Genomic DNA, 18,382 nt, shown 5'->3' with positions numbered 1-18,382 from the left:
TATAGTTAAATCAGCAGATTAATTCTAAAAGGAGGTCTTAATGGCGGTAACGATATTCTGTGCGGTGATGATTGCGCTCAGCCCTGCTGGAACCGGTGGTCAGCTGCCACCGGTCTGGGGCGGAGGCGGTCCGGATTCGTTCGGCTACCGGTATCTGGATTCAGATACCACCTGTCCGGGTGCGCCGGTTTACAACTGGATTGAGATCAAGGGTGTTGGCACAAGGGTGACCGGTCTGGGGGATGACAATGTGGTCGGGCCGTTTGACATCGGGTTTGACTTCCCTTATTACTGGTACCGGGTTAACAAGGTTTACATCGGCTCCAACGGGTATATTGCCTTCCACGACAATGCGCTGAATGCCTCGCCCTTCCAGCGGATTCCCAGCCCGACGCGTTCCAACAACACCCTGGCGGTGCTGATGAGTGATATTGACTGTTCGGCTTCGGGTTCGCCGAACGGTTCAGTCTGGGTCTGGACCAGCCCTAATAACGACACTTTTATCGTTGAGTATGACAGTGTACGGTTCTGGAATACCGGCGGGAATAACACCTTCCAGATCATTCTTTCAAAGCCGGATTCCTCAATCACCTTCCAGTATAAGGAGCAGTCGGGTGCGCCGTATAACGGCTGGGTCCCGGATGCGAATCAGTGCGGGATTGAGAATGTGTCGGGCAGGATCGGACTGAACTATCTCTCCGGCAACATTCCACCCGGCAATATGTATCATCCCGGGCTGGCGGTCAGGTTCTTCCCGCCGGAGTCTACCACTCTGCAGGTTCACGATGCCGCGGTGCGCAATGCGATGAATGACCGCTCCGGCGGAATGTTTGCAGTCAACGGTCAGCCGATTACCTTCTGGGGAGTGATTCAGAATACGGGCAATCAGGCAGAACCCCAGTTCCGTGCGGTAGCCCGGGTGCGGAACCAGGCGGGTTCAGTGGTATTCATTGACTCCACGAATGTCCAGGCGCTCAATCCGTCCGAGACCGACTCGGTGGTATTTACCCGCACCTGGACACCGTCGAGCAACGGCGTTTATACAATCCAGGTGATTTCCAAACTGCCGGGCGATGCGGTGCCGGTGAACGATACCGTGACGATTGAACTGAGAGTGGTGACCCTGCCGACAACACTGACCTATGACCGGGGCACACCGACCAACTCAATGTACTGGAACGGTCCGGGTGGATTCGGCAACCGTTTTGTCCCACCGGTTTATCCCTGCTCCATCTCCAGTGCCCGGGTTTATATGCAGGCAACCACCAGCACGCCGGTGGCAATCGGAATTTACGATGACAACGGTCCGGGCGGCAGTCCGGGTGATACGCTCTATATCGCTACGGTCAATGTGCTCAATGCTGACTGGTATACGATCAACCCGCCGAGCCCGATTGTGATCACCGATGGCGCCTTCTTTGTCGGTGCCACCTCTGAAGTTACCGGCTCACCTTCATTCGGCATGGATTCGGTGCCACCGCTTTCCTATCAGGGCTGGGAATATACCGGGGTCTGGGCACCTTCGCGCGATGCGTCAATGCGGGATATCATGGCAAATGCCACCGTTTCCGGACGCGTCGGGGTGATGGAACTGACACCGGAGCCGGTCCGGATGCCGGCACGGCTGGAGGTTACACCCAATCCGGGTAACGGTCTGCTACAGCTGACGCTGAGTGAAAGAAGCGGGGCGCAGGTTGAGGTCTATGATGCCACGGGCAAGCTGGTGAGCACGGTAACCCTGAAGGATGGAACCGGAAGGCTGGATGTGCGCAATCTGGCAGGCGGCATCTACTTTGCCCGCGTGGTGAACAACGGCTCATCGGTTGCCAAGGTGATTGTGTCCAGATAGACACAGGCATCAGTATGGCGGGGGCAGAGTTCTGCCCCCGTTTTTATTTTTGCGGCTGACTGAGGCGCACCAGCAGCGGGAATGTCCGGTGCGGATAGTGATGCGATACGAGCGCTGCCACAAGCTCAGTGAGTGTATTGTCCGGACCGGGGACTGCAAGCCGGGAAATCCCGACCGCCGGGGTATGGAGCAGTGTTCTCAGAAGTTGGAGTTGTTCGGCACCGAGGGACCGAATGGCTGACCTGAGCTGCTGGCGGCAGCGGATACAGACCAGATCGCCGGTTTCCGGATTAAACACCACTGGAGGAGAAAGTTCCTGACCGCACCGGCTGCAGCGGACCAGTTCAGGCCGGTAGCCGAGGAATGCCAGTGCCTTGAGCAGAAAAGAGAGCACCAGGAGACGGATGGTGCCGGGATCAAGTTCCGCCGGTTGCGCCAGCTGATCAAGATAGGTTAAAAGCAGGGCAAAAACCCGTTCCTCAGGATGGCGGGGCGGCAGGGTGCGCAGGAGAAATTCAGCAATAACACTCGCTTCGAGGAGGCGTTCGTATTCGGTATTCAGGCGGGAAAACGGATTGAGCAGATCGGCATCGGTTAGGATATAAAGTTCGCCCGCGCGGGGAGGAAGAAGCAGGGCAGAGCAGTGGGTGAACAGGCCGGTAACCGCACCGAGTCTGCTCCTGGGTCGGCGCGCACCCTTGGCAAGGGCTGAAACCAGTCCCAGCTCGCGGGTGAACAGGGAGAGGATGAGCGAGGTATTGCGCCAGGTGCGGTAGTAGAGACAGACCGCTTCAGTGTTTAACGGTGCGGTCATTTTCAGTCTTCGGAACGGATTTCCCCCACCAGCTCCTCAACCAGGTCTTCGAGGGTGACAATGCCGATTGCTTTCCCGGGAGGGGAGTCGATGACCGCCAAATGTTCACCTTGGCGCTGCATCATCCGCAGCACCTCGAGCGCCCGGGTTTCCGGTGCTACTCTGAGCACCGGCCGGATGCGCAATGCTCCCGGCTCGAGCAGATCCTTGACAACAATTACGCCGATGATGTTTTCCGGCCGGTCCTGATACACCGGGATCCGGGTATAACCGTAATGGCGGAGCAGTTCAAGCAGGTCCTGGCGGTCAGCTGCCACCGGGACCGATTTCACCTGCTCCAGGGGGATAGCCGATTCGCTGACCGCCATCCGGGCAAACTGAAACAGCCGGGCGGTCATCCGGCGCAGGTGCGGACCGCTATCCGGTCTGCCCGGCAGGACTGACAGGTAATCTTCGCGGGTAAGACTGAGCCGCTGAATTTTCGGCAGAACCCGTGCCAGGAGTGCAATTACCGGCAGGAACAGTAACCGGGTGAAATTCAGAAAGAATGCGGTCAGGCGCAGCCAGCGGGTAGGAACCGCCTGAGCCACCGACTTGGGCAGGTAGTCACCCAGCAGCAGGGTAAGGGTAAGCATGAGCCCGATGGCGAGCGGAGTAAAGGCAGGGCCGAGTTCCCGGACAAAGTAATGTTCAAACAGCTGGGTGGCAAACACGCCGGTGAGATTGGTGCCGATCAGCGTTGTAATAATAGAAAGGGAAAGCCGGTCAATGGCACTGAGGGCATCAGCAGCACCCCGGACATTTCTTCTTGACCAGTGAAGCAGACGGACCCAGTTTGCCCGGTAGAGGGCGGTTTCCGTCCCGGCGTAATAACCGGTTAAAAGGATCAGAATAAAGCCGAGCAGCAGATCCATTAACGCTCCAGTTTCCGGATGAATACTTTTTCCAGCCGGTGTTGGGACAATTCGGTGACAGTTATTTCAAGATTGCCGATGCGGACCGTGTCGCCGGTCTTTGCCAGCCTGCCGAGCCGGTCATAAATCAGGGTGGCGAGCCGGTCAAACTCAAATCCGGTAAAGGCATCGTCAAAAAGCCGGTTCAGGGTCACCAGGTCAATCTCACCGTCAACAATATACTCATTTTCCCCAACCCTGCGGTAAGGAAGTTCCTCAGCCCGGTCAAATTCGTCCCTGATTTCCCCAAAAATCGCCTCAAGGATATCTTCGAGTGTAACCATGCCCGCAGTCTGGCCAAATTCGTCAATGACGATGGCGATGTGAGAGTTCTTGCGCCGGAGTTCATCAAGCAGCGGAGCAAGCCGCTTTACTTCCGGAACAAAGTAGGGCGGGCGGGTAATATTAACGACCGGCATTTTGGGGTCGGGAGCGGTTAAAAGTTCCTTGGCATAGACTACACCGGTAATCTTTTCCAGTGTCCCTGAATAAACGGGCAGCCGGGAGAACCCGGACTGCCGGCAGACATCAAGAGCTGCGGCAATGGTTGCCTCTTCCGGCACCGCAACCATATCCTGGCGCGGGGTCATTACTTCCGAAACGGTGCGCCGGTCAAGCTGAATCAGGTTACGCAGAATTTCCTCTTCGCCCGGAAGCAGTACCCCCTGTTCACGACCAAAGGTGATCATGGTCTGCAGTTCCGGCTTGCTCAGCTGGGTGGTTTCTTCCGGAAGCCGACGGGCAAAGGCACTGATTCTGTTCAGCAACCAGGTTACCGGGAAGATCAGGTACTGGACCGCCGCTATGAACGGAGGAAAAATCCGGGCAAATGTATCCGGGTAGCGGGTTGCCAGCAGTTTTGGGGTGATTTCGCCAAATAACAGCAGTATTGCCGTCATCAGGATACCACCGGCAGTAAGCACAATCACCGGAGCGAGCCGGAACCGGCTGCTGAACTGAAGAAGCAGCAGGGTGAAAATGGCGGTGGCGCTGATGTTCACCAGCAGGTTGCTGAAGAGCAGGGTGCCGAGCAGTCTTCCCGGTTCTGCAATCAGACGGCTGAGCTGCCGATGTTCCCGGACCCGCCACTGGGGCAGTGAGAAGAAGGCGGCTTCAGCGCCGGAGAAGATGAAGGAGAGAACGAGAAGGACAACGATGGCGGGGATTTGCCAGAACACTGGGTTCAGCTCCGGTTTTCCGGTTGCGGTTGCATGGCGGGCATCTTTGCAAATTAAAATCAGGGCAGCCGGTTTATCTCCCGATGGGAGAAACCGGCAAGATGAAGCAGGCCGTGGCGCACCAGCTGCAGAAGTTCGGTATGGAGTTTGATGCCGGCAGCCTTTGCCTGCAACCGCGCCTGTTCCCGGGAGATGTAGATTTCTCCCCGTACGCATCCACTTGCGGGTCCGTTACTGACCGGCGGTAAGGGGAAGGACAGGACATCGGTCGGCCGGTTGCGACCCAGAAAGCGGTAGTTGAGTTCGGTGATTTTCCGGTTGCTGACAAAGATGATATTAATCTCACCCGGAAGCAGGCGGGAGTTAATGACCGGCTGCAGCCGGTGCAGAAGCCGGTTGATTTCCCGTTTCAGTCGGCGGTCCCGGGTGCCGAAGATGCAGAGCCGGAGTTTATTTTTGTGATTCGGTCTGCCCATTATCCCCCTTGTTTTCGTAGGCGTGAATAATTCTTGAAACCAGCGGCGGGCGGACAACATCGCTTTTGTCAAAATGAACAATGCAGATGCCCGGGATGCCGGCAAGCAGTTTTTCCGCCTCAACCAGGCCGGACCGGTATTTTTCTGAAAGGTCAATCTGAGTGATGTCGCCAGTGATGATCGCCTTGGAGTTCCAGCCGAGCCGGGTGAGAAACATCTTCATCTGAGTGGAGGTGGTGTTCTGGGCTTCGTCAAGAATGATGTAGGCATCCGAGAGGGTCCGGCCGCGCATAAAGGCGAGCGGGGCAACTTCGATTACCTCCTGCTCAATCAGCCGCTGGGTGCGCTCAAGCGGCAGCATGTCAAAAAGCGCATCGTAGAGCGGGCGGAGGTAAGGGTCAATTTTTTCCTTGAAGGTGCCGGGCAGATAGCCGAGCGACTCGCCGGCTTCAACCGCCGGACGGGTTAGGATTATTCTGCTGGCACGGCCGGCAATCAGAGCGTGAACTGCAACTGCAACCGCAAGGTAGGTTTTCCCGGTTCCTGCCGGTCCGATGGCAAAAACGATGTCGTTCTCACTGATGGCTTCAAGATAGCGGCGCTGGTTGGCACTCTTGGGCACAATGGTTTTGCGCGGGGTATGAATTACTGTCATATCTGCCGGCGCGATGGGCGTTTTTTCCAGGATCGGGCTGGAGGGCTCATTGAGTGTTCCCTTTTCCTCCCGCAGGCGCCGGATTTCCGCTTCAATCAGTTCCGGAGTAATCCGTTCACCCCGGCGGCACCGGGCAATGAGCCGGTCAAAGAGCTGCTGCAGTTCAGTTTTTTCGGCACGGGGACCGGAAAGGCGGAGCAGGCCGTCGCGGTAGACGATATAGGTCCGGTAGTAGCGGGCAATGGTGGTGAGGTTCATGTCGGCGGGACCAAGCAGTTCCACCTGGTCCACATCTTCAGCAGGAATGAGGTATCGCAACCGGTATCATTTTACCCCGGGGTGCCCGGGATGTCAAATAAGCGGCTACCGGTTTTTGACCGATCAGGCAAGACCGGTATAATTTCACTAAGAAAGGAGGCAGAAATGAGCGTTGCCGAGGCAATAGAAAAGAGAAGGGCTTACCGTTCGCTGGCACCGGTGGCGATTAATGAAGAGTTGATCAGAGACCTGACCCGGCATGCCCAGCTGGCGCCAACCTGTTTCAACAATCAGCCGGCACGGTTTGTATTTGTCCATGAACCGCAGCAGCTGGAACGGTTAAAAGAGGTTTTCAGTCCGGGAAATGAGTGGTGTTATGCAGCCTCAATGGTTGTCGCGGTATTCACCAAAAGGGAGCTGGACTGCGTTATCCGTGATCGAGAGTATTACCTGTTTGATACCGGGATGCAAGTGGCATTCCTGATTCTCCGGGCCACCGAGCTGGGGCTGGTGGCACACCCGATCGCCGGTTACAGCCCGAAGAAGGTCCGGGAGATCCTGGGGATTCCGGAGGAGTATAACGTAATCACCCTGATCATTATCGGCCGGCACGCCTCCGAGCTCAGCCCGGTGCTCTCGGATAAACAGATTGCAGCCGAAAGGCAGCGGCCGGAACGGCTGCCCATGGAACAGGTGATGTTTCTCAACCGTTACCTAGCTGGAAAGGAGGGGTGATGAAAAGGCTGCGTCAGCTGCATGTTGTCACCGGAATGATTTTTACCCCATTTCTCGCCATTACCGGAATCACCGGCGTCCTGATTCTGGTTTTTGACCGCTTCTGGGAAATGCTGCCGGTTCATTCCTGGTTCCGGTGGGGTGGGGTTTTTGTCGGGTTGGGCCTGATACTACTGATCATTACCGGAGCGGCGGTCAGGATTAAAGGTGTTATTGACAGCAGAAAGCGGAAGTTAACACGCGGGTGATTTTAACGCAAGAATAAATAATTCAAATAATTAGAAATCAATTAATCTACCGATCCCCGGGGTTTATTTCTAAGTACAATTTTCTCCAATAGTTATCAGAATTAAATCAAATTAAAAATATTTCTGCTTTTGGGGGGTGAAAATTACTATTTATTATAGAGAAAAGTGCTGAAAAGGAGGTTTTGTGGAGCAGTACAATGTTGAGTATCTCGAGGCAGCAAGAAGTCTGCTCGCATCGCTCATCAGTTCTCAGCCGTACCCTTTCCGGTTGAATTCAAGCCGAGTGGTGAACTGGCTGATGGCGGGGTTGGAATCTGAGGAGGGGTGTTTACAGAAATACCAGCATAAAAAGCGCAACAGCGAAGAGGTTCAGGGTAGCAGAACTCCTGAGAAGGTTTCTAATACCCCTGAGCCGGCAGAGTTGCGCCGTCGGCTGGAGGAGATCGTTGAGCGGGCGCAGAAAAACGGTTACCAGATTCCGCTGGAGGCACTGTGTGCGGAGTTCGGTCTTTCCCACCAGGAGAAGCTGATCCTGCTTCTGCTTTTCTTTGCCTGGCTGAACGGTGATGCCCTTTCCGGAAGAGATCTGGTGCTAATGCTGGGAGGCGGGTTCTCGGATCTGATTGCGAACTTGACCCTTCTGAGTCCTGAGGGCAGGCTGGTGAGCAACGGGCTGATAAAAATGGACTGGCATTGGTTAAGGGCCCTTGATGACAATCCTCTGTCAGCGGAATACGAAATCACCGAAGAGGCGTTCTGGAGGATCTGCGGACAGGACAATCCGGGGAAAAAGAAAAGCGATAAGGAGAGGGTTTTAAAGTCCCCGGATCAGCAGCGACTGATCTGGATCAAGGAGCCGGAGGTGAGCCTTGAACAGCTGATACTGCCGCAGACTCACCTCAGCCGGATTGAGGATGCGCTCTGGCAGTTTGAGCACCTGGCGTGTGCGCTCCGGAATTATGGGGTTGACGATATGATTCCCTACGGCCGGGCGACAACAATGCTCTTCTATGGACCGCCCGGAACGGGCAAGACCGCAACCGCCGAGGCGATCGCACGGCGGTTGAAAAGACCGCTGGGTTATGTGCGGTATGACCAGCTTTACAGTAAATGGTTTGGTGATTCGGAAAAAAATGTCCGGATGGTATTTGAGGAGGCGAGGAAGGCGGGGTGTGTGCTGGTGTTTGATGAGGCGGACGCATGCTTCGCCCGGCGGCTGGATGAAAGCCACTCTTCCGACCGCGGGCACAACCTGATGACCAATATCCTGATGCAGGAGCTGGAGCGTTATGAAGGGCTGATGATCCTGACTACCAATCGCGACTTTGCGCTCGATCCCGCATTTGAGCGCCGGCTCCTGCTCCGGCTGAAGTTTGAACTCCCGGATGTAGCTGCACGGGAACGAATCTGGCAGAAGTTTCTTGCCGGCTGTCCCAAACTTGCCCCTGATGTCTCATTTGCTCAGCTGGCAGTCCGTTTTGCCCTGTCCGGAGGCAAAATCAAGAATGTGGTGCTGAAGGCGGTAACCGCAGCTGCCCGGGAGCAGCGTCCGATTACGATGGCGGACCTGGAATCGGCAGCCGGCGAGGAGATCAGAAAACAGGAATCAATGCCCATCGGTTTTTAGGTGCTGGTGCGGGTAACGGAGATGACATCCCGGATTGGAGGGGATGTTCCACTTGTTGACATCGCAAACGGTTTGGTTATGGTATAGAATAATAAAGAAGAGGAGTATATGGCTTTAAGCAAGGAAAAGAAGCAGAAGCTGGTAACCACCTTCCGGTTGCACGAACGGGATACCGGTTCACCCGAGGTGCAGATTGCAATTCTGACCGAACGGATTAATCAGCTGACCGAGCATCTCAAGGTGCACAAGAAGGACAAGCATTCCCGGCGGGGGCTGATCAAGCTGGTGAATGAACGGCGCCGGCATCTGCAGTATCTGGCAAAGCATCATCAGGACCGTTACGAGAAAATAGTTGCCAGTCTCGGATTGCGGGGTTAGGTTTATGCACCGCGTCGAGACCGAGGTCTGCGGCCGGACCCTGTCTTTGGAGTTTGGCCGTGTTGCCCGCCAAGCAGATGGCGGGGTTCTGGCCCGTTACGGCGATTCGGTGGTGCTGGCAAGTGCGGTTTATAACAAGCAGCCACTTGAGAGCTATCAGGATTTCTTCCCGCTGGTAGTGGATTACCGGGAGCTGGCTTATGCTGCCGGCAAGATTCCGGGCGGATTTTTCAAGCGGGAGGGGAAGCCGCGCGACAAGGAAACGCTGACCTGCCGGCTGATTGACCGTCCGATCCGTCCTCTGTTCCCGGATGACTTCCGGAATGAAACTCAGATTATCGCTTACCTCCTATCCACTGATATGGAGAATGAAAGTGAATTTCTGAGTCTGATTGCGGCGTCGGCAGCGCTGACCGTTTCTGAGATTCCGTTTCTGGGCCCGATTGGTGCCTGCCGGGTAGGAAAGATTAACGGACAGCTGGTGTGTAATCCTCCGATGAGCCAGCTGGATGAGGCGGAAATGTCAATGCTGTTTGTCGGGATTGAGGGCGATCTGATCATGACCATTGCCGGACAGGCGCGCGAGGTAACGATCAGTGATATTGACCGGGCATGTGAGCTGGCATTGCCTGTGATCCGGCAGACGATCGAACTGCAGAAGGAGTTGCAGGCGGCGGTGGGCAAGCCGAAGGTCAGGCCGGCAGCACCGATGATGAGTGACGAGCTCCGGGCAGCGGTTCAGGAACTGGCGGCAGAACGGGCACGGGCAACCAATGACATCAAGGATAAGCGCAGCCGGAGTCAGGCGCGCCAGGAGCTCGCTAAAGAGGTGGTGGAGAAACTGAGTGAAAAGTTCCCGGATGCGGAGCTGGCGATCCAGGCGGTCCTGGAGGAAATCATTGCCGCTGATGTGCGGCACCGTATCCTGGACAAGAGCGAGCGGCTCGATGGCCGGGCGCTGGATGAGCTCCGGCCGATTGAGTGCGCGGTCGGCGTTCTGCCCCGAGCACACGGCTCAGCACTGTTCACCCGCGGACAGACGCAGTCACTGGCAACCACGACTCTGGGGACAAAGTCGGATGAGCAGATCATTGATGATGTCGAGCTGGCGATGGAGGAGAAGAAGTCCTTCATGCTTCATTACAACTTTCCACCGTTTTCTGTTGGTGAGGTGCGGATGCTGCGCGGTCCTGGCCGCCGGGAGATCGGGCACGGCGATCTGGCAGAGCGGGCATTGCAGGCGGTGGTGCCGAAGGAAGAGGAGTTTCCCTATACGATCAGGATTGTGTCGGATATTCTTGAATCCAACGGCAGTTCTTCAATGGCGTCGGTCTGCTCGGGATCGCTGTCAATGATGGATGCGGGAGTGCCGGTAAAGGCGGCGGTTGCCGGTATTGCCATGGGGCTGGTGAAGGAGGACAGCCGGTACCGGATTCTGACCGATATCATCGGTGATGAGGATCATTATGGTGACATGGATTTCAAGGTGGCGGGCACCAGTGCCGGCATAACTGCCATTCAGCTGGATCTTAAGCTCCGCGGTGTGCCCTATTCCATCCTCCATGAGGCGCTGGAACAGGCGACCCGGGCGCGGCTGAAGGTGCTGGAGGTGATGAACGCCTGCATTGACCGGCCGCGGCCGGAAATCTCAAAGTATGCGCCGAGAATTGTTTCGTTTGTTATTGACAAGGACAAAATCGGCACCGTGATTGGCCCGGGCGGTAAGACCATCCGGAAGATCATTGACCAGACGAATACCACTATTGATATCGAGGATGATGGGACGGTTACCATTGCCGCTACCAATCCGGATAATTTAAGAAAGGCGAAGGAGTGGATTGAGTCGCTGGTGGCAGAGGTGGAGGTGGGCAAGATTTACCAGGGAACGGTGACGAGGATCATGAACTTCGGAGCGTTTGTGGAAATTCTGCCCGGCAAGGAGGGAATGATTCACATTTCCCAGCTGGGACCGGAGCGCTACCGCCAGGTGACCGATGCGGTGAAGGTCGGCGACCGGGTATGGGTAAAAGTGGTGGAGATTGACGAGCAGGGGAGGATAAATCTGTCCCGGAAAAAGGCAATGGAGGAGCGGGGAGAGATTCCGGTTTCAGATGATACAGGGAAAAGCGACCGGCGCCCCCGGCCTGGGAGGGCACAGCAGCAGACCCGAACCGGCAGTTCACGGGGTCAGACACATCAGCACCGGCCCAGGCATTGACAGGTGGGAAGAGGAATAATTGACCGGACAGTGTTAAAGTGAAGTGGAAAGATGAAGCGGGGTGAGAGGGAAATTCCGGAGATCCATGCCACCCGGCTGCCGGGTGGCATGTTTGTTATTACCGAAAAACTGCCCCATTTCCATTCAGTGTCGCTGGGGCTTGCCTATCGTGTCGGGGCGCGGGATGACCCGCCAGACCGGGCAGGGATCGCCCATCTGATTGAGCATATGATCTTCAAGGGAACCGAGGAGCTGGATGCCAAAACGATTAATATCATTGCCGAATCCCATGGTGCGGAGCTCAACGGGTTTACCGATAAAGAGGGGACCTGCTTTTATGCCCGGTTTCCCAAAGATCAGAGCAGGGTGGTTGTAGGCCTGATGCGCCAGATTCTCACCGCCCCTGCCTTTGCCGGACCGGAGCTTGTCAAGGAAAAGGAGGTGGTCCGGGAGGAAATCAGAGCCGGGGATGAGGATCCCGAGTCCTGTGCGCTGAATCTACTGTTTACAGCCCTGTTCGGTGACGGTCCGCTCGGTCGGCCGGCTATAGGCACTCTTGATTCCATCGCTCCGATTACGAGCCGGGATCTGAGTGAGTTCTATCAGAGTCATTACTGCGCTGAGAACGGGGTTGTAGTGGCGGTGGGCGCGGTTGATCACACGGAACTGGTGGCGTTGCTTTCTGATTTTGGCAATCAAAAATGCGGCCAGTCGGTGCGTCAATCCAGTCTGCCCGGTCAGCGGAGTTTTCTTGTCCGTCACCGGCCGGATATTTCTCAGGTCCATTTATGTCTGGCGGTCCCGGTGTTCTCCTATGCGGATTCCAGACGCTATGCCCTTGCGGTGCTGAATACCGCGCTCGGCGGTGGCGTCTCATCCCGGTTGTTTCAGCGGCTGCGGGAGGAGGAGGGGCTGGTATATTCAGTGGGCAGTTTTATCGAGCTTTATCAGGATACCGGATTGCTGGCAGTTTACCTTTCTGCAGAACAGCAGAAACTGGCAAGGTGTATCGGTGTGCTGAAGGAGGAGCTGCGCCGACTCAGAACGGACAAGATCAGCCGCGATGAGTTCGAACGGGCGCTGGTTATGACCCGGAGTGCGGTGCTTATGGGAATGGAAAGCCCGATTAACCGGATGCTCCGGCTGAGCCGTGCCTATCTGATCCTGGGGCGGGTTCAGACCTGGGAGGAGATCATCGCTGCATATAATCAGGTGACCTGGGAACAGGTCAACAGCCTGATTGAGGAGCTGGTGATTGAAGAACGGTTTTATGGCAGTGCGGTTGGTCCGGTGCCGGAAGCAGAGATGAAAAAGGTTATATTCTGAGCAAAGGAGAGGAAAGTATGATAAACCCAACACAGGAGTTACGGTTATCAGCGCGAGCCCGGGTCATGCCGGCTTCACCAATCCGGCGTCTGGTGCCATACGCTGAGCAGGCGAAAGCCCGGGGAATCAAGGTTTATCATCTGAACATCGGACAGCCGGATATCGAGACCCCGGCCCAAATTATCAATGGCTACCGGCAGATTGATATCAAGATTCTCGAGTACGGTCACTCTGCCGGCTTGAAGAGCTATATCAGGACGCTGGTAGACTATTACCACCGGGCGGGAATTGCGGTTGAAGAGGGGAATATTCTGGTAACCACCGGTGGCAGTGAGGCAATTGCATTTGCTTTGCAGGCGGTATGCGATCCCGGCGATGAGGTTCTGGTGCCAGAGCCGTTCTACACCAACTATCTCGGATTCGCAATCATGGCGGGAGTAAAGGTTGTGCCGATTACGACCCTCCGAACCAGGGGTTTTGCTCTCCCGGGAAAGGATGAAATTGTCCGACTGATCACCCCCAGGACCCGGGCGATTCTCTTTTCCAACCCCGGTAATCCGACCGGGGTAGTATATACAGAACCGGAGATGATGCTATTGAAGGAACTGGCGCTGGAGTATAATCTGTTTCTGATCGGCGATGAGGTCTACCGTGAATTTGTTTATGAAGAAGTTAAGCCGATAAGTGTACTTAACCTGCAGGGGGTGGAGGACCGGACGGTAATGGTCGATTCCATTTCCAAGCGATACAGCGCCTGCGGGGCGCGCATCGGCTGTGTGGTTTCGAGAAACCGCGAGTTCATGACCGCAATGCTGAAGTTCGGACAGGCACGGCTCTGTCCGCCGACTATCGACCAGCTGGCGGCACAGGAGGCGGCAAAAATTCCGCCCGAGTATTTTGAGCAGGTGCGTAATGAGTACCGCCGCCGGCGCGATGTGCTCTGTGCCGAGCTGGCGAAGATTCCGGGGGTTGAATTTACGACACCCCGGGGGGCATTTTATCTGATTGCGGGACTGCCGGTAGATGACGCCGAGCGGTTCGCCATCTTCATGCTGGAGCGGTTTCATGTGAACAATGAAACGGTAATGGTGGCACCGGGGAACGGCTTTTACGCCACCCCCGGACTGGGCAGAAATGAGGTGCGTATTGCCTATGTGCTGGAGTGTGAAGCTCTGGTCCGGGCGGTTGAAATTCTTAAGGCCGGGCTTGCAGCCTATCTGCAGGGGGGATAAAATAGAGTGGCGACAGCTCAGGAATCCGGCGTAAAGGTTTGATATGCGGATCTGCATGGTATCGGATAATTATTACCCGTATATTGGTGGAATTGCGGAACATATTCATCATCTCGCGGTTGAACTTCGACGCCGGGGGCATACGGTGAAAATTCTCACTACCCGGGTGGGGGGAAAGAGTCTTGCCTGTCTGGATAAAGTGCCGGATGAGGATCAGGTTTTCCGGGTGGGACGGGGACTGGTGATCCGTTCCAATAAATCATTTGCCCGGGTACCGGTGGCGTTCCGTCCCTTTGCCCGGGTGAAGCGTTTTTTTGAGCAGGAGCGGTTTGATGTGATTCATCTCCATGGCTCACTGGCGCCGACCCTGCCGCTGGTGGCGCTGCGGGTTTCCCGGGCGATCAATGTTTTTACCTTTCATGCCAGCCATGACAAGAGCATCGGCTATGCGCTGTGCCGCTCGCTGCTTCTGCCCTATTTCCGGGCAATTCATGGTCTGATTGCGGTCTCAACCGCCGCCCGGGATTCAACAGCCAAATATTTCCCGGGTAATTACCGGATTATTCCCAATGGTGTTGATGTGGATTTTTTCAAGCCTGATGTCGAGCCGATTCCGGAGCTCAATAACGGCCGGCCGAAGATACTTTTTTTAGGAAGGTTTGAACCCCGCAAGGGGCTGAAGTATCTGCTGATGGCACTGCCGAAGATAGTCCGGGAAATTCCCGATGTCCAGCTGGTTGTAGTCGGCACCGGTCTTTTCGGTTATGCCTACAAGGATTATCTGGACCGTGAGGTTGAGTCTCATGTTTACTGGGCAGGTCTGATTCCCGGAGAGCTGCGGCCGAGATACTACCGGACCTGCGATGTGTTCTGCTCCCCGGCAATCGGTTATGAAAGTTTCGGGATTGTGCTTCTGGAAGCGATGGCAACCGCAAGGCCGGTGGTGGCATCTGACATTACCGGTTACCGGACGGTAATGACCGACGGACGGGAGGGGTTTCTGGTTCCGCCGCGCGATCCGGAGGCGATTGCCCTGGCGATTATAAAACTGCTCAAGGAACCGGAGCTGGCGCGGCAGATGGGGGAAAATGGCAGAAGACACGCGCAGGAGTTTTCCTGGGCAAATATCGCCTTACAGGTGGAAAGGTTTTATCAGGAGCTCGCTGAGCGGTATCCGGTGCCAAGAGTTCATCTGAAAAGTGTCCAGTACAAATAAAATTAAAATTACAGCCGAGATTTCACCAGAAGCGGTGCTGGACCCGAAGCGCCGGAGTCAGCTCGTGCCGGTGCTAAAGATTCCGGAGTTTGTCATCTTTGCAGTTTCGCAGGCATTCTCGCTGTTTGGCGACAAACTTGACTACATGGCGCTCTTGGCAATGATTGCCTTTTTTTCCAGCAGATTCGGCTGGGACAGTGCCCGGGCGATCTCCTATCTTTCAGTAGTGGTGGCACTGCCCGTAGTGTTGTTCGGACCGCTCGCCGGAGTCCTTGTTGACCGCTGGGACCGAAGAAAGGTGATGATTGTGTGTGACTCGTTCCGCACGGTACTGGTACTGCTGATTCCATTTCTGGCACTACTGACCGGACAGTTCCTGCTCGTTTATTTTCTCGCTTTTCTCGTTTTTCTGTTCGGGCTTTTTTTTAATACCGCCCGGATGGCAATTATTCCCAATCTTGTGGGCCAGGACAAGGTGCTGGGTGCAAACTCCTTTCTCAACATCATCGGCCGGGTGGCAACCTTTGCCGGGATGGTGCTCGGTGGGCTGATCGTCGACTGGTCGGGCTGGCTGCGGCTGGGGATCAGGCCGGTCTGGACCGCGGGGTTCTACATTGACGCCCTGACCTATTTTGTTTCGGTCCTGGCGCTGCTTTTTATTTTCAAGCGGCTGGCAGCGGGCGAAAAAAAGGCAGGTTTGCAACCGGCGGAGGTGGAGCTTTTTATCAAGCAGCAGTCGAAAATGATCCAGAGCGTAAAGGAACTGCTGCTGGTGGTGAGAAATCAGCCGGCAGTGCTTTTTGTCTACTCCTCAATTATTCTGATGGTGTTACTGGGAGCAGCGGTGGTGGTTCTGTATGTACCGGTGATCCAGTCCAGCCGGGAGCTGGGAGGTGTCGGGCTGGGGACAAAGGGGGTGGGTTATGTGGCGGCAATTGGGTCGATCGGATTGCTGATTTCCTCGCTGGTGTTCGGAGCGTTCGGACACCGGGTGAAAAAGCACAAGGTGATACTTTTGTGTTTTCTGGTAATGGGACTGGTAGCAGCTGGGCTGGCAGTATCCAAGACATTTGCACCGGTGGCGCCACTGGTTTTTATCGCCGGGCTGGCGCTTTCACCGGTTTATATCGGGATGGATACCCTGCTCCATGAATCGGTTGGCGAGGAGGTACGGGGACGGATATTTTCAACCCGGGACTGGCTGCTGCATATGCTTTTTGCGCTGTCCGCCCTGATTATCGGTCAGCTGACCAATTTCTTTTCCAGCCGGCGGCTGCTCTTCGGGTTTGGAATTCTGGTGGTTGTGGGAAGCATCGCCGGTTTTATTCTGACCCGGCGGCGGCAGATCGGATAATAATGAAAAGGAGGAGTTGCGATGTTTGATCCCAGAGTTGAGAAACTGGCGCAGGTGCTGATTCATTACAGTCTGCGTCTGAAAAGGGATGAGTGGCTGGTGATGATCGGACCAGCTAATGCTGAGGAGCTATACAAGGCGGCGCTGGTAGAAGCGCTCAAGACCGGTGCCTATGTTACGATGCGGGTGGGGATTGCGGATGCGGCATTTCTTTTCTACCGTTATGCCAGTGAAAGGCAGTTGAGTTTTGTCAGTCCGACCGAAAGGCTGGAGGTGGAAAAGGCGGATGCCCTGCTTTATGTCTGGAGCGGCTGGAACACGAAGGAGTTTACCAATATCGATCCGAAGCGGCTGGCAATTGCTCAGCGTGCCCGCAAGCCGCTGTTTGAAACCCGGCTCCGGCGCGAAGCGGCGGGAAAACTGCGCTGGGTCGGCACGCTCTATCCGACACCCTCCTCAGCTCAGGATGCGGAGATGGCGCTGATTGAGTATCAGGAGTTTGTCTATGGCGCGGGCAAGCTGGAGCAGCGCGATCCGATCCGGGAGTGGCAGGAGGTTTCCCGGCGTCAAGCCCGGCTGATCCGGAAGCTGAGCCGGTTCAAGACCATCCGGATTGTCGGTGATGGTACCGATATCACCTTCGGAGTCCGGGGCAGAAAATGGATCAATTGTGATGGCCGGGTGAACTTCCCGGACGGCGAGGTGTTCACCGGACCGGAAGAGGACCGGACCGAGGGGAAGATTCATTTTCATTTTCCGGCAGTTTATATGGGGAAGGAGGTAAACGGCGTGCGGCTGGTCTTTGAGCGGGGCCGGGTGGTTGAGGCAAAGGCAGATAAAGGTGAGGACCTGCTGAAGGCGATGATTGCGACCGATGAGGGGGCAGCGCGGGTCGGTGAGCTGGCGTTCGGTACCAACTACTCAATTCAGCGGTTTACCAAAAACACGCTGTTTGATGAGAAAATCGGCGGCACGATCCATATGGCACTGGGCGCCTCACTCCCCGAATCCGGCGGGAAAAACAAATCGGCAATTCACTGGGACATGATCTGCGACACCCGCCAGCCGGGATATGCGGTCTACGGTGACGGGAAACTGATTATGAAAGAGGGGGTGTTTGTAATATGAAATATCAGGCGCAGCTAGATGAGATTCAGACACTGCTCCGTTCGAGCCAGCGCAGTGAAGATGCTCAAGCCCGGGTGGTGATGGCGCTGAAGAAGCACTTCCCCCAGTTCAGCTGGGTCGGTATATTCAGACTGATCGGCAAGGAGCTAGTGCTCGGTCCGTTTCAGGGGAAATTTCCCTCCGGTTATGAGAAGATTCCGGTGGGCAGGGGAATCTGCGGCACCGTGGCGGTGACCATGCGGACCGAGGTGGTGCCGGATGTCCGTGCTGATGCCCGGTATCTGACCTGCTTTGCTGAGACGCGCTCCGAACTGGTGGTGCCGATTATCCGGGATGAAAAACTTTGGGGTGAAATTACAATCGACGCCAGCGCTCCCGATGCCTTTACCCGGGATGAGATTGAGCTGGTGGAAAAGGTGGCAAAACTGCTGGCAGAGCATGTCTGATCAAGCCGGTTAAAATCAAAGGGGGCGGCATTTCTACCGCCCCCTTTACTGTTAAAGCCGGCTCAGTGCAGCAGCACCGCTCTGGTAGTAACGCTGTGGTCTGCCGTCTCCAGCCGGCAGAGGTACAGCCCGTTTGCCACTCTCCGGCCCTGCTCATCGGTCAAGTCCCAGTATGCCTGATACCTGCCCGCTGCCAGCTCACCACTCAGAATAGTGCGCACCAGCCGCCCGCTCGCATCATAGACGGTCAGCCGGACCCTGCCTCCTGCCGGCAGCTGCCAGGCAAGCCGG

The 18,382-nt window shown here is 55.9% G+C and carries 18 protein-coding genes; 12 read left to right on the top strand and 6 right to left on the bottom strand.

Annotated features, from left to right (window positions below; all coding sequences use genetic code 11):
* Positions 1-40 precede the first annotated feature (40 nt).
* Entirely contained in the window at positions 41-1,849 is a 1,809-nt protein-coding gene (locus tag ABIK48_04460; GenBank protein ID MEO0021406.1) for a T9SS type A sorting domain-containing protein, read from the top strand.
* Positions 1,850-1,892: 43 nt separating this feature from the next.
* Here the strand turns inward: ABIK48_04460 and recO are convergent, their stop codons facing one another.
* Genes recO through ABIK48_04435 form a run of 5 tightly spaced genes read right to left on the bottom strand, consistent with a single transcriptional unit; the run spans position 1,893 to position 6,243 of the window.
* Complete coding sequence (recO, locus tag ABIK48_04455; protein MEO0021405.1) at positions 1,893-2,663, bottom strand: DNA repair protein RecO; 771 nt, start codon at positions 2,661-2,663, stop codon at positions 1,893-1,895.
* Positions 2,664-2,665: 2 nt separating this feature from the next.
* The gene (locus ABIK48_04450) at positions 2,666-3,577 is read right to left on the bottom strand and encodes a CNNM domain-containing protein (protein MEO0021404.1); all 912 of its coding nucleotides are present in this window, start codon (positions 3,575-3,577) and stop codon (positions 2,666-2,668) included.
* Entirely contained in the window at positions 3,577-4,794 is a 1,218-nt protein-coding gene (locus tag ABIK48_04445) for a hemolysin family protein (GenBank protein ID MEO0021403.1), read from the bottom strand. The genes ABIK48_04450 and ABIK48_04445 overlap by 1 nt, the downstream gene beginning before the upstream one ends.
* Before the next feature lie 59 nt (positions 4,795-4,853).
* Positions 4,854-5,270, bottom strand: coding sequence for an rRNA maturation RNase YbeY (ybeY, locus tag ABIK48_04440; protein ID MEO0021402.1), 417 nt, complete (start codon positions 5,268-5,270; stop codon positions 4,854-4,856).
* Positions 5,245-6,243, bottom strand: a complete 999-nt coding sequence (locus tag ABIK48_04435; protein ID MEO0021401.1) for a PhoH family protein — start codon at positions 6,241-6,243, stop codon at positions 5,245-5,247. Before ABIK48_04435 ends, ybeY begins: the two co-directional genes overlap by 26 nt.
* A gap of 30 nt (positions 6,244-6,273) precedes the next feature.
* On the opposite strand from ABIK48_04435, the gene ABIK48_04430 reads away from it, so the two are divergent.
* The 11 genes from ABIK48_04430 (at position 6,274) to ABIK48_04380 (ending at position 18,091) form a co-directional block, all read left to right on the top strand.
* Complete coding sequence (locus ABIK48_04430; GenBank protein MEO0021400.1) at positions 6,274-6,918, top strand: nitroreductase family protein; 645 nt, start codon at positions 6,274-6,276, stop codon at positions 6,916-6,918.
* A complete protein-coding gene (locus ABIK48_04425; GenBank protein MEO0021399.1) occupies positions 6,918-7,166 on the top strand; it encodes a hypothetical protein in 249 nt (82 codons plus the stop codon). Before ABIK48_04430 ends, ABIK48_04425 begins: the two co-directional genes overlap by 1 nt.
* A 184-nt stretch (positions 7,167-7,350) precedes the next feature.
* The gene (locus ABIK48_04420; GenBank protein ID MEO0021398.1) at positions 7,351-8,793 is read left to right on the top strand and encodes an ATP-binding protein; all 1,443 of its coding nucleotides are present in this window, start codon (positions 7,351-7,353) and stop codon (positions 8,791-8,793) included.
* Positions 8,794-8,901: 108 nt separating this feature from the next.
* On the top strand, positions 8,902-9,171 hold the full coding sequence (gene rpsO / locus ABIK48_04415; protein ID MEO0021397.1) for a 30S ribosomal protein S15: 270 nt from the start codon (positions 8,902-8,904) through the stop codon (positions 9,169-9,171).
* Between the two features lie 4 nt (positions 9,172-9,175).
* Positions 9,176-11,389, top strand: coding sequence for a polyribonucleotide nucleotidyltransferase (locus ABIK48_04410; GenBank protein MEO0021396.1), 2,214 nt, complete (start codon positions 9,176-9,178; stop codon positions 11,387-11,389).
* A 51-nt stretch (positions 11,390-11,440) separates the two neighbouring features.
* Positions 11,441-12,715 (top strand): pitrilysin family protein, encoded by a 1,275-nt coding sequence (locus ABIK48_04405; GenBank protein ID MEO0021395.1) that lies wholly within the window; start codon positions 11,441-11,443, stop codon positions 12,713-12,715.
* Positions 12,716-12,732: 17 nt separating this feature from the next.
* Complete coding sequence (locus tag ABIK48_04400) at positions 12,733-13,947, top strand: pyridoxal phosphate-dependent aminotransferase (protein ID MEO0021394.1); 1,215 nt, start codon at positions 12,733-12,735, stop codon at positions 13,945-13,947.
* Positions 13,948-14,002: 55 nt separating this feature from the next.
* On the top strand, positions 14,003-15,163 hold the full coding sequence (locus tag ABIK48_04395; GenBank protein ID MEO0021393.1) for a glycosyltransferase family 4 protein: 1,161 nt from the start codon (positions 14,003-14,005) through the stop codon (positions 15,161-15,163).
* Entirely contained in the window at positions 15,147-16,517 is a 1,371-nt protein-coding gene (locus ABIK48_04390; GenBank protein ID MEO0021392.1) for an MFS transporter, read from the top strand. The genes ABIK48_04395 and ABIK48_04390 overlap by 17 nt, the downstream gene beginning before the upstream one ends.
* Positions 16,518-16,538: 21 nt before the next feature.
* Positions 16,539-17,645: an aminopeptidase gene (locus tag ABIK48_04385; protein ID MEO0021391.1), complete on the top strand. Its 1,107-nt coding sequence runs from the start codon at positions 16,539-16,541 to the stop codon at positions 17,643-17,645.
* Positions 17,642-18,091 (top strand): GAF domain-containing protein, encoded by a 450-nt coding sequence (locus ABIK48_04380; GenBank protein MEO0021390.1) that lies wholly within the window; start codon positions 17,642-17,644, stop codon positions 18,089-18,091. The genes ABIK48_04385 and ABIK48_04380 overlap by 4 nt, the downstream gene beginning before the upstream one ends.
* 62 nt (positions 18,092-18,153) lie before the next feature.
* Here ABIK48_04380 and ABIK48_04375 read toward each other — a convergent pair.
* A partial coding sequence (locus ABIK48_04375; protein MEO0021389.1) for a FlgD immunoglobulin-like domain containing protein occupies positions 18,154-18,382 on the bottom strand: 229 nt, incomplete at its 5' end.

This window comes from candidate division WOR-3 bacterium (assembly GCA_039801085.1).
GTDB lineage: Bacteria > Hydrothermota > Tepidihabitantia > Tepidihabitantales > Tepidihabitantaceae > JAOABP01.
The sequence above is the reverse complement of the archived record's forward strand: the minus strand, read 5'-3'. Positions and strand labels throughout refer to the sequence as shown.

Excerpts from the sequence above, each read along its gene's own strand:
- ABIK48_04380 (MEO0021390.1), top strand. The coding sequence starts at position 17,642 with ATGAAATATCAGGCGCAGCTAGATGAGATTCAGACACTGCTCCGTTCG.
- ybeY (MEO0021402.1), bottom strand. The coding sequence starts at position 5,270 with ATGGGCAGACCGAATCACAAAAATAAACTCCGGCTCTGCATCTTCGGC.
- rpsO (MEO0021397.1), top strand. The coding sequence starts at position 8,902 with ATGGCTTTAAGCAAGGAAAAGAAGCAGAAGCTGGTAACCACCTTCCGG.
- ABIK48_04460 (MEO0021406.1), top strand. The coding sequence starts at position 41 with ATGGCGGTAACGATATTCTGTGCGGTGATGATTGCGCTCAGCCCTGCT.
- ABIK48_04425 (MEO0021399.1), top strand. The coding sequence starts at position 6,918 with ATGAAAAGGCTGCGTCAGCTGCATGTTGTCACCGGAATGATTTTTACC.
- ABIK48_04385 (MEO0021391.1), top strand. The coding sequence starts at position 16,539 with ATGTTTGATCCCAGAGTTGAGAAACTGGCGCAGGTGCTGATTCATTAC.
- recO (MEO0021405.1), bottom strand. The coding sequence starts at position 2,663 with ATGACCGCACCGTTAAACACTGAAGCGGTCTGTCTCTACTACCGCACC.
- ABIK48_04450 (MEO0021404.1), bottom strand. The coding sequence starts at position 3,577 with ATGGATCTGCTGCTCGGCTTTATTCTGATCCTTTTAACCGGTTATTAC.
- ABIK48_04395 (MEO0021393.1), top strand. The coding sequence starts at position 14,003 with ATGGTATCGGATAATTATTACCCGTATATTGGTGGAATTGCGGAACAT.
- ABIK48_04410 (MEO0021396.1), top strand. The coding sequence starts at position 9,176 with ATGCACCGCGTCGAGACCGAGGTCTGCGGCCGGACCCTGTCTTTGGAG.
- ABIK48_04405 (MEO0021395.1), top strand. The coding sequence starts at position 11,441 with ATGAAGCGGGGTGAGAGGGAAATTCCGGAGATCCATGCCACCCGGCTG.
- ABIK48_04400 (MEO0021394.1), top strand. The coding sequence starts at position 12,733 with ATGATAAACCCAACACAGGAGTTACGGTTATCAGCGCGAGCCCGGGTC.
- ABIK48_04430 (MEO0021400.1), top strand. The coding sequence starts at position 6,274 with ATGTCAAATAAGCGGCTACCGGTTTTTGACCGATCAGGCAAGACCGGT.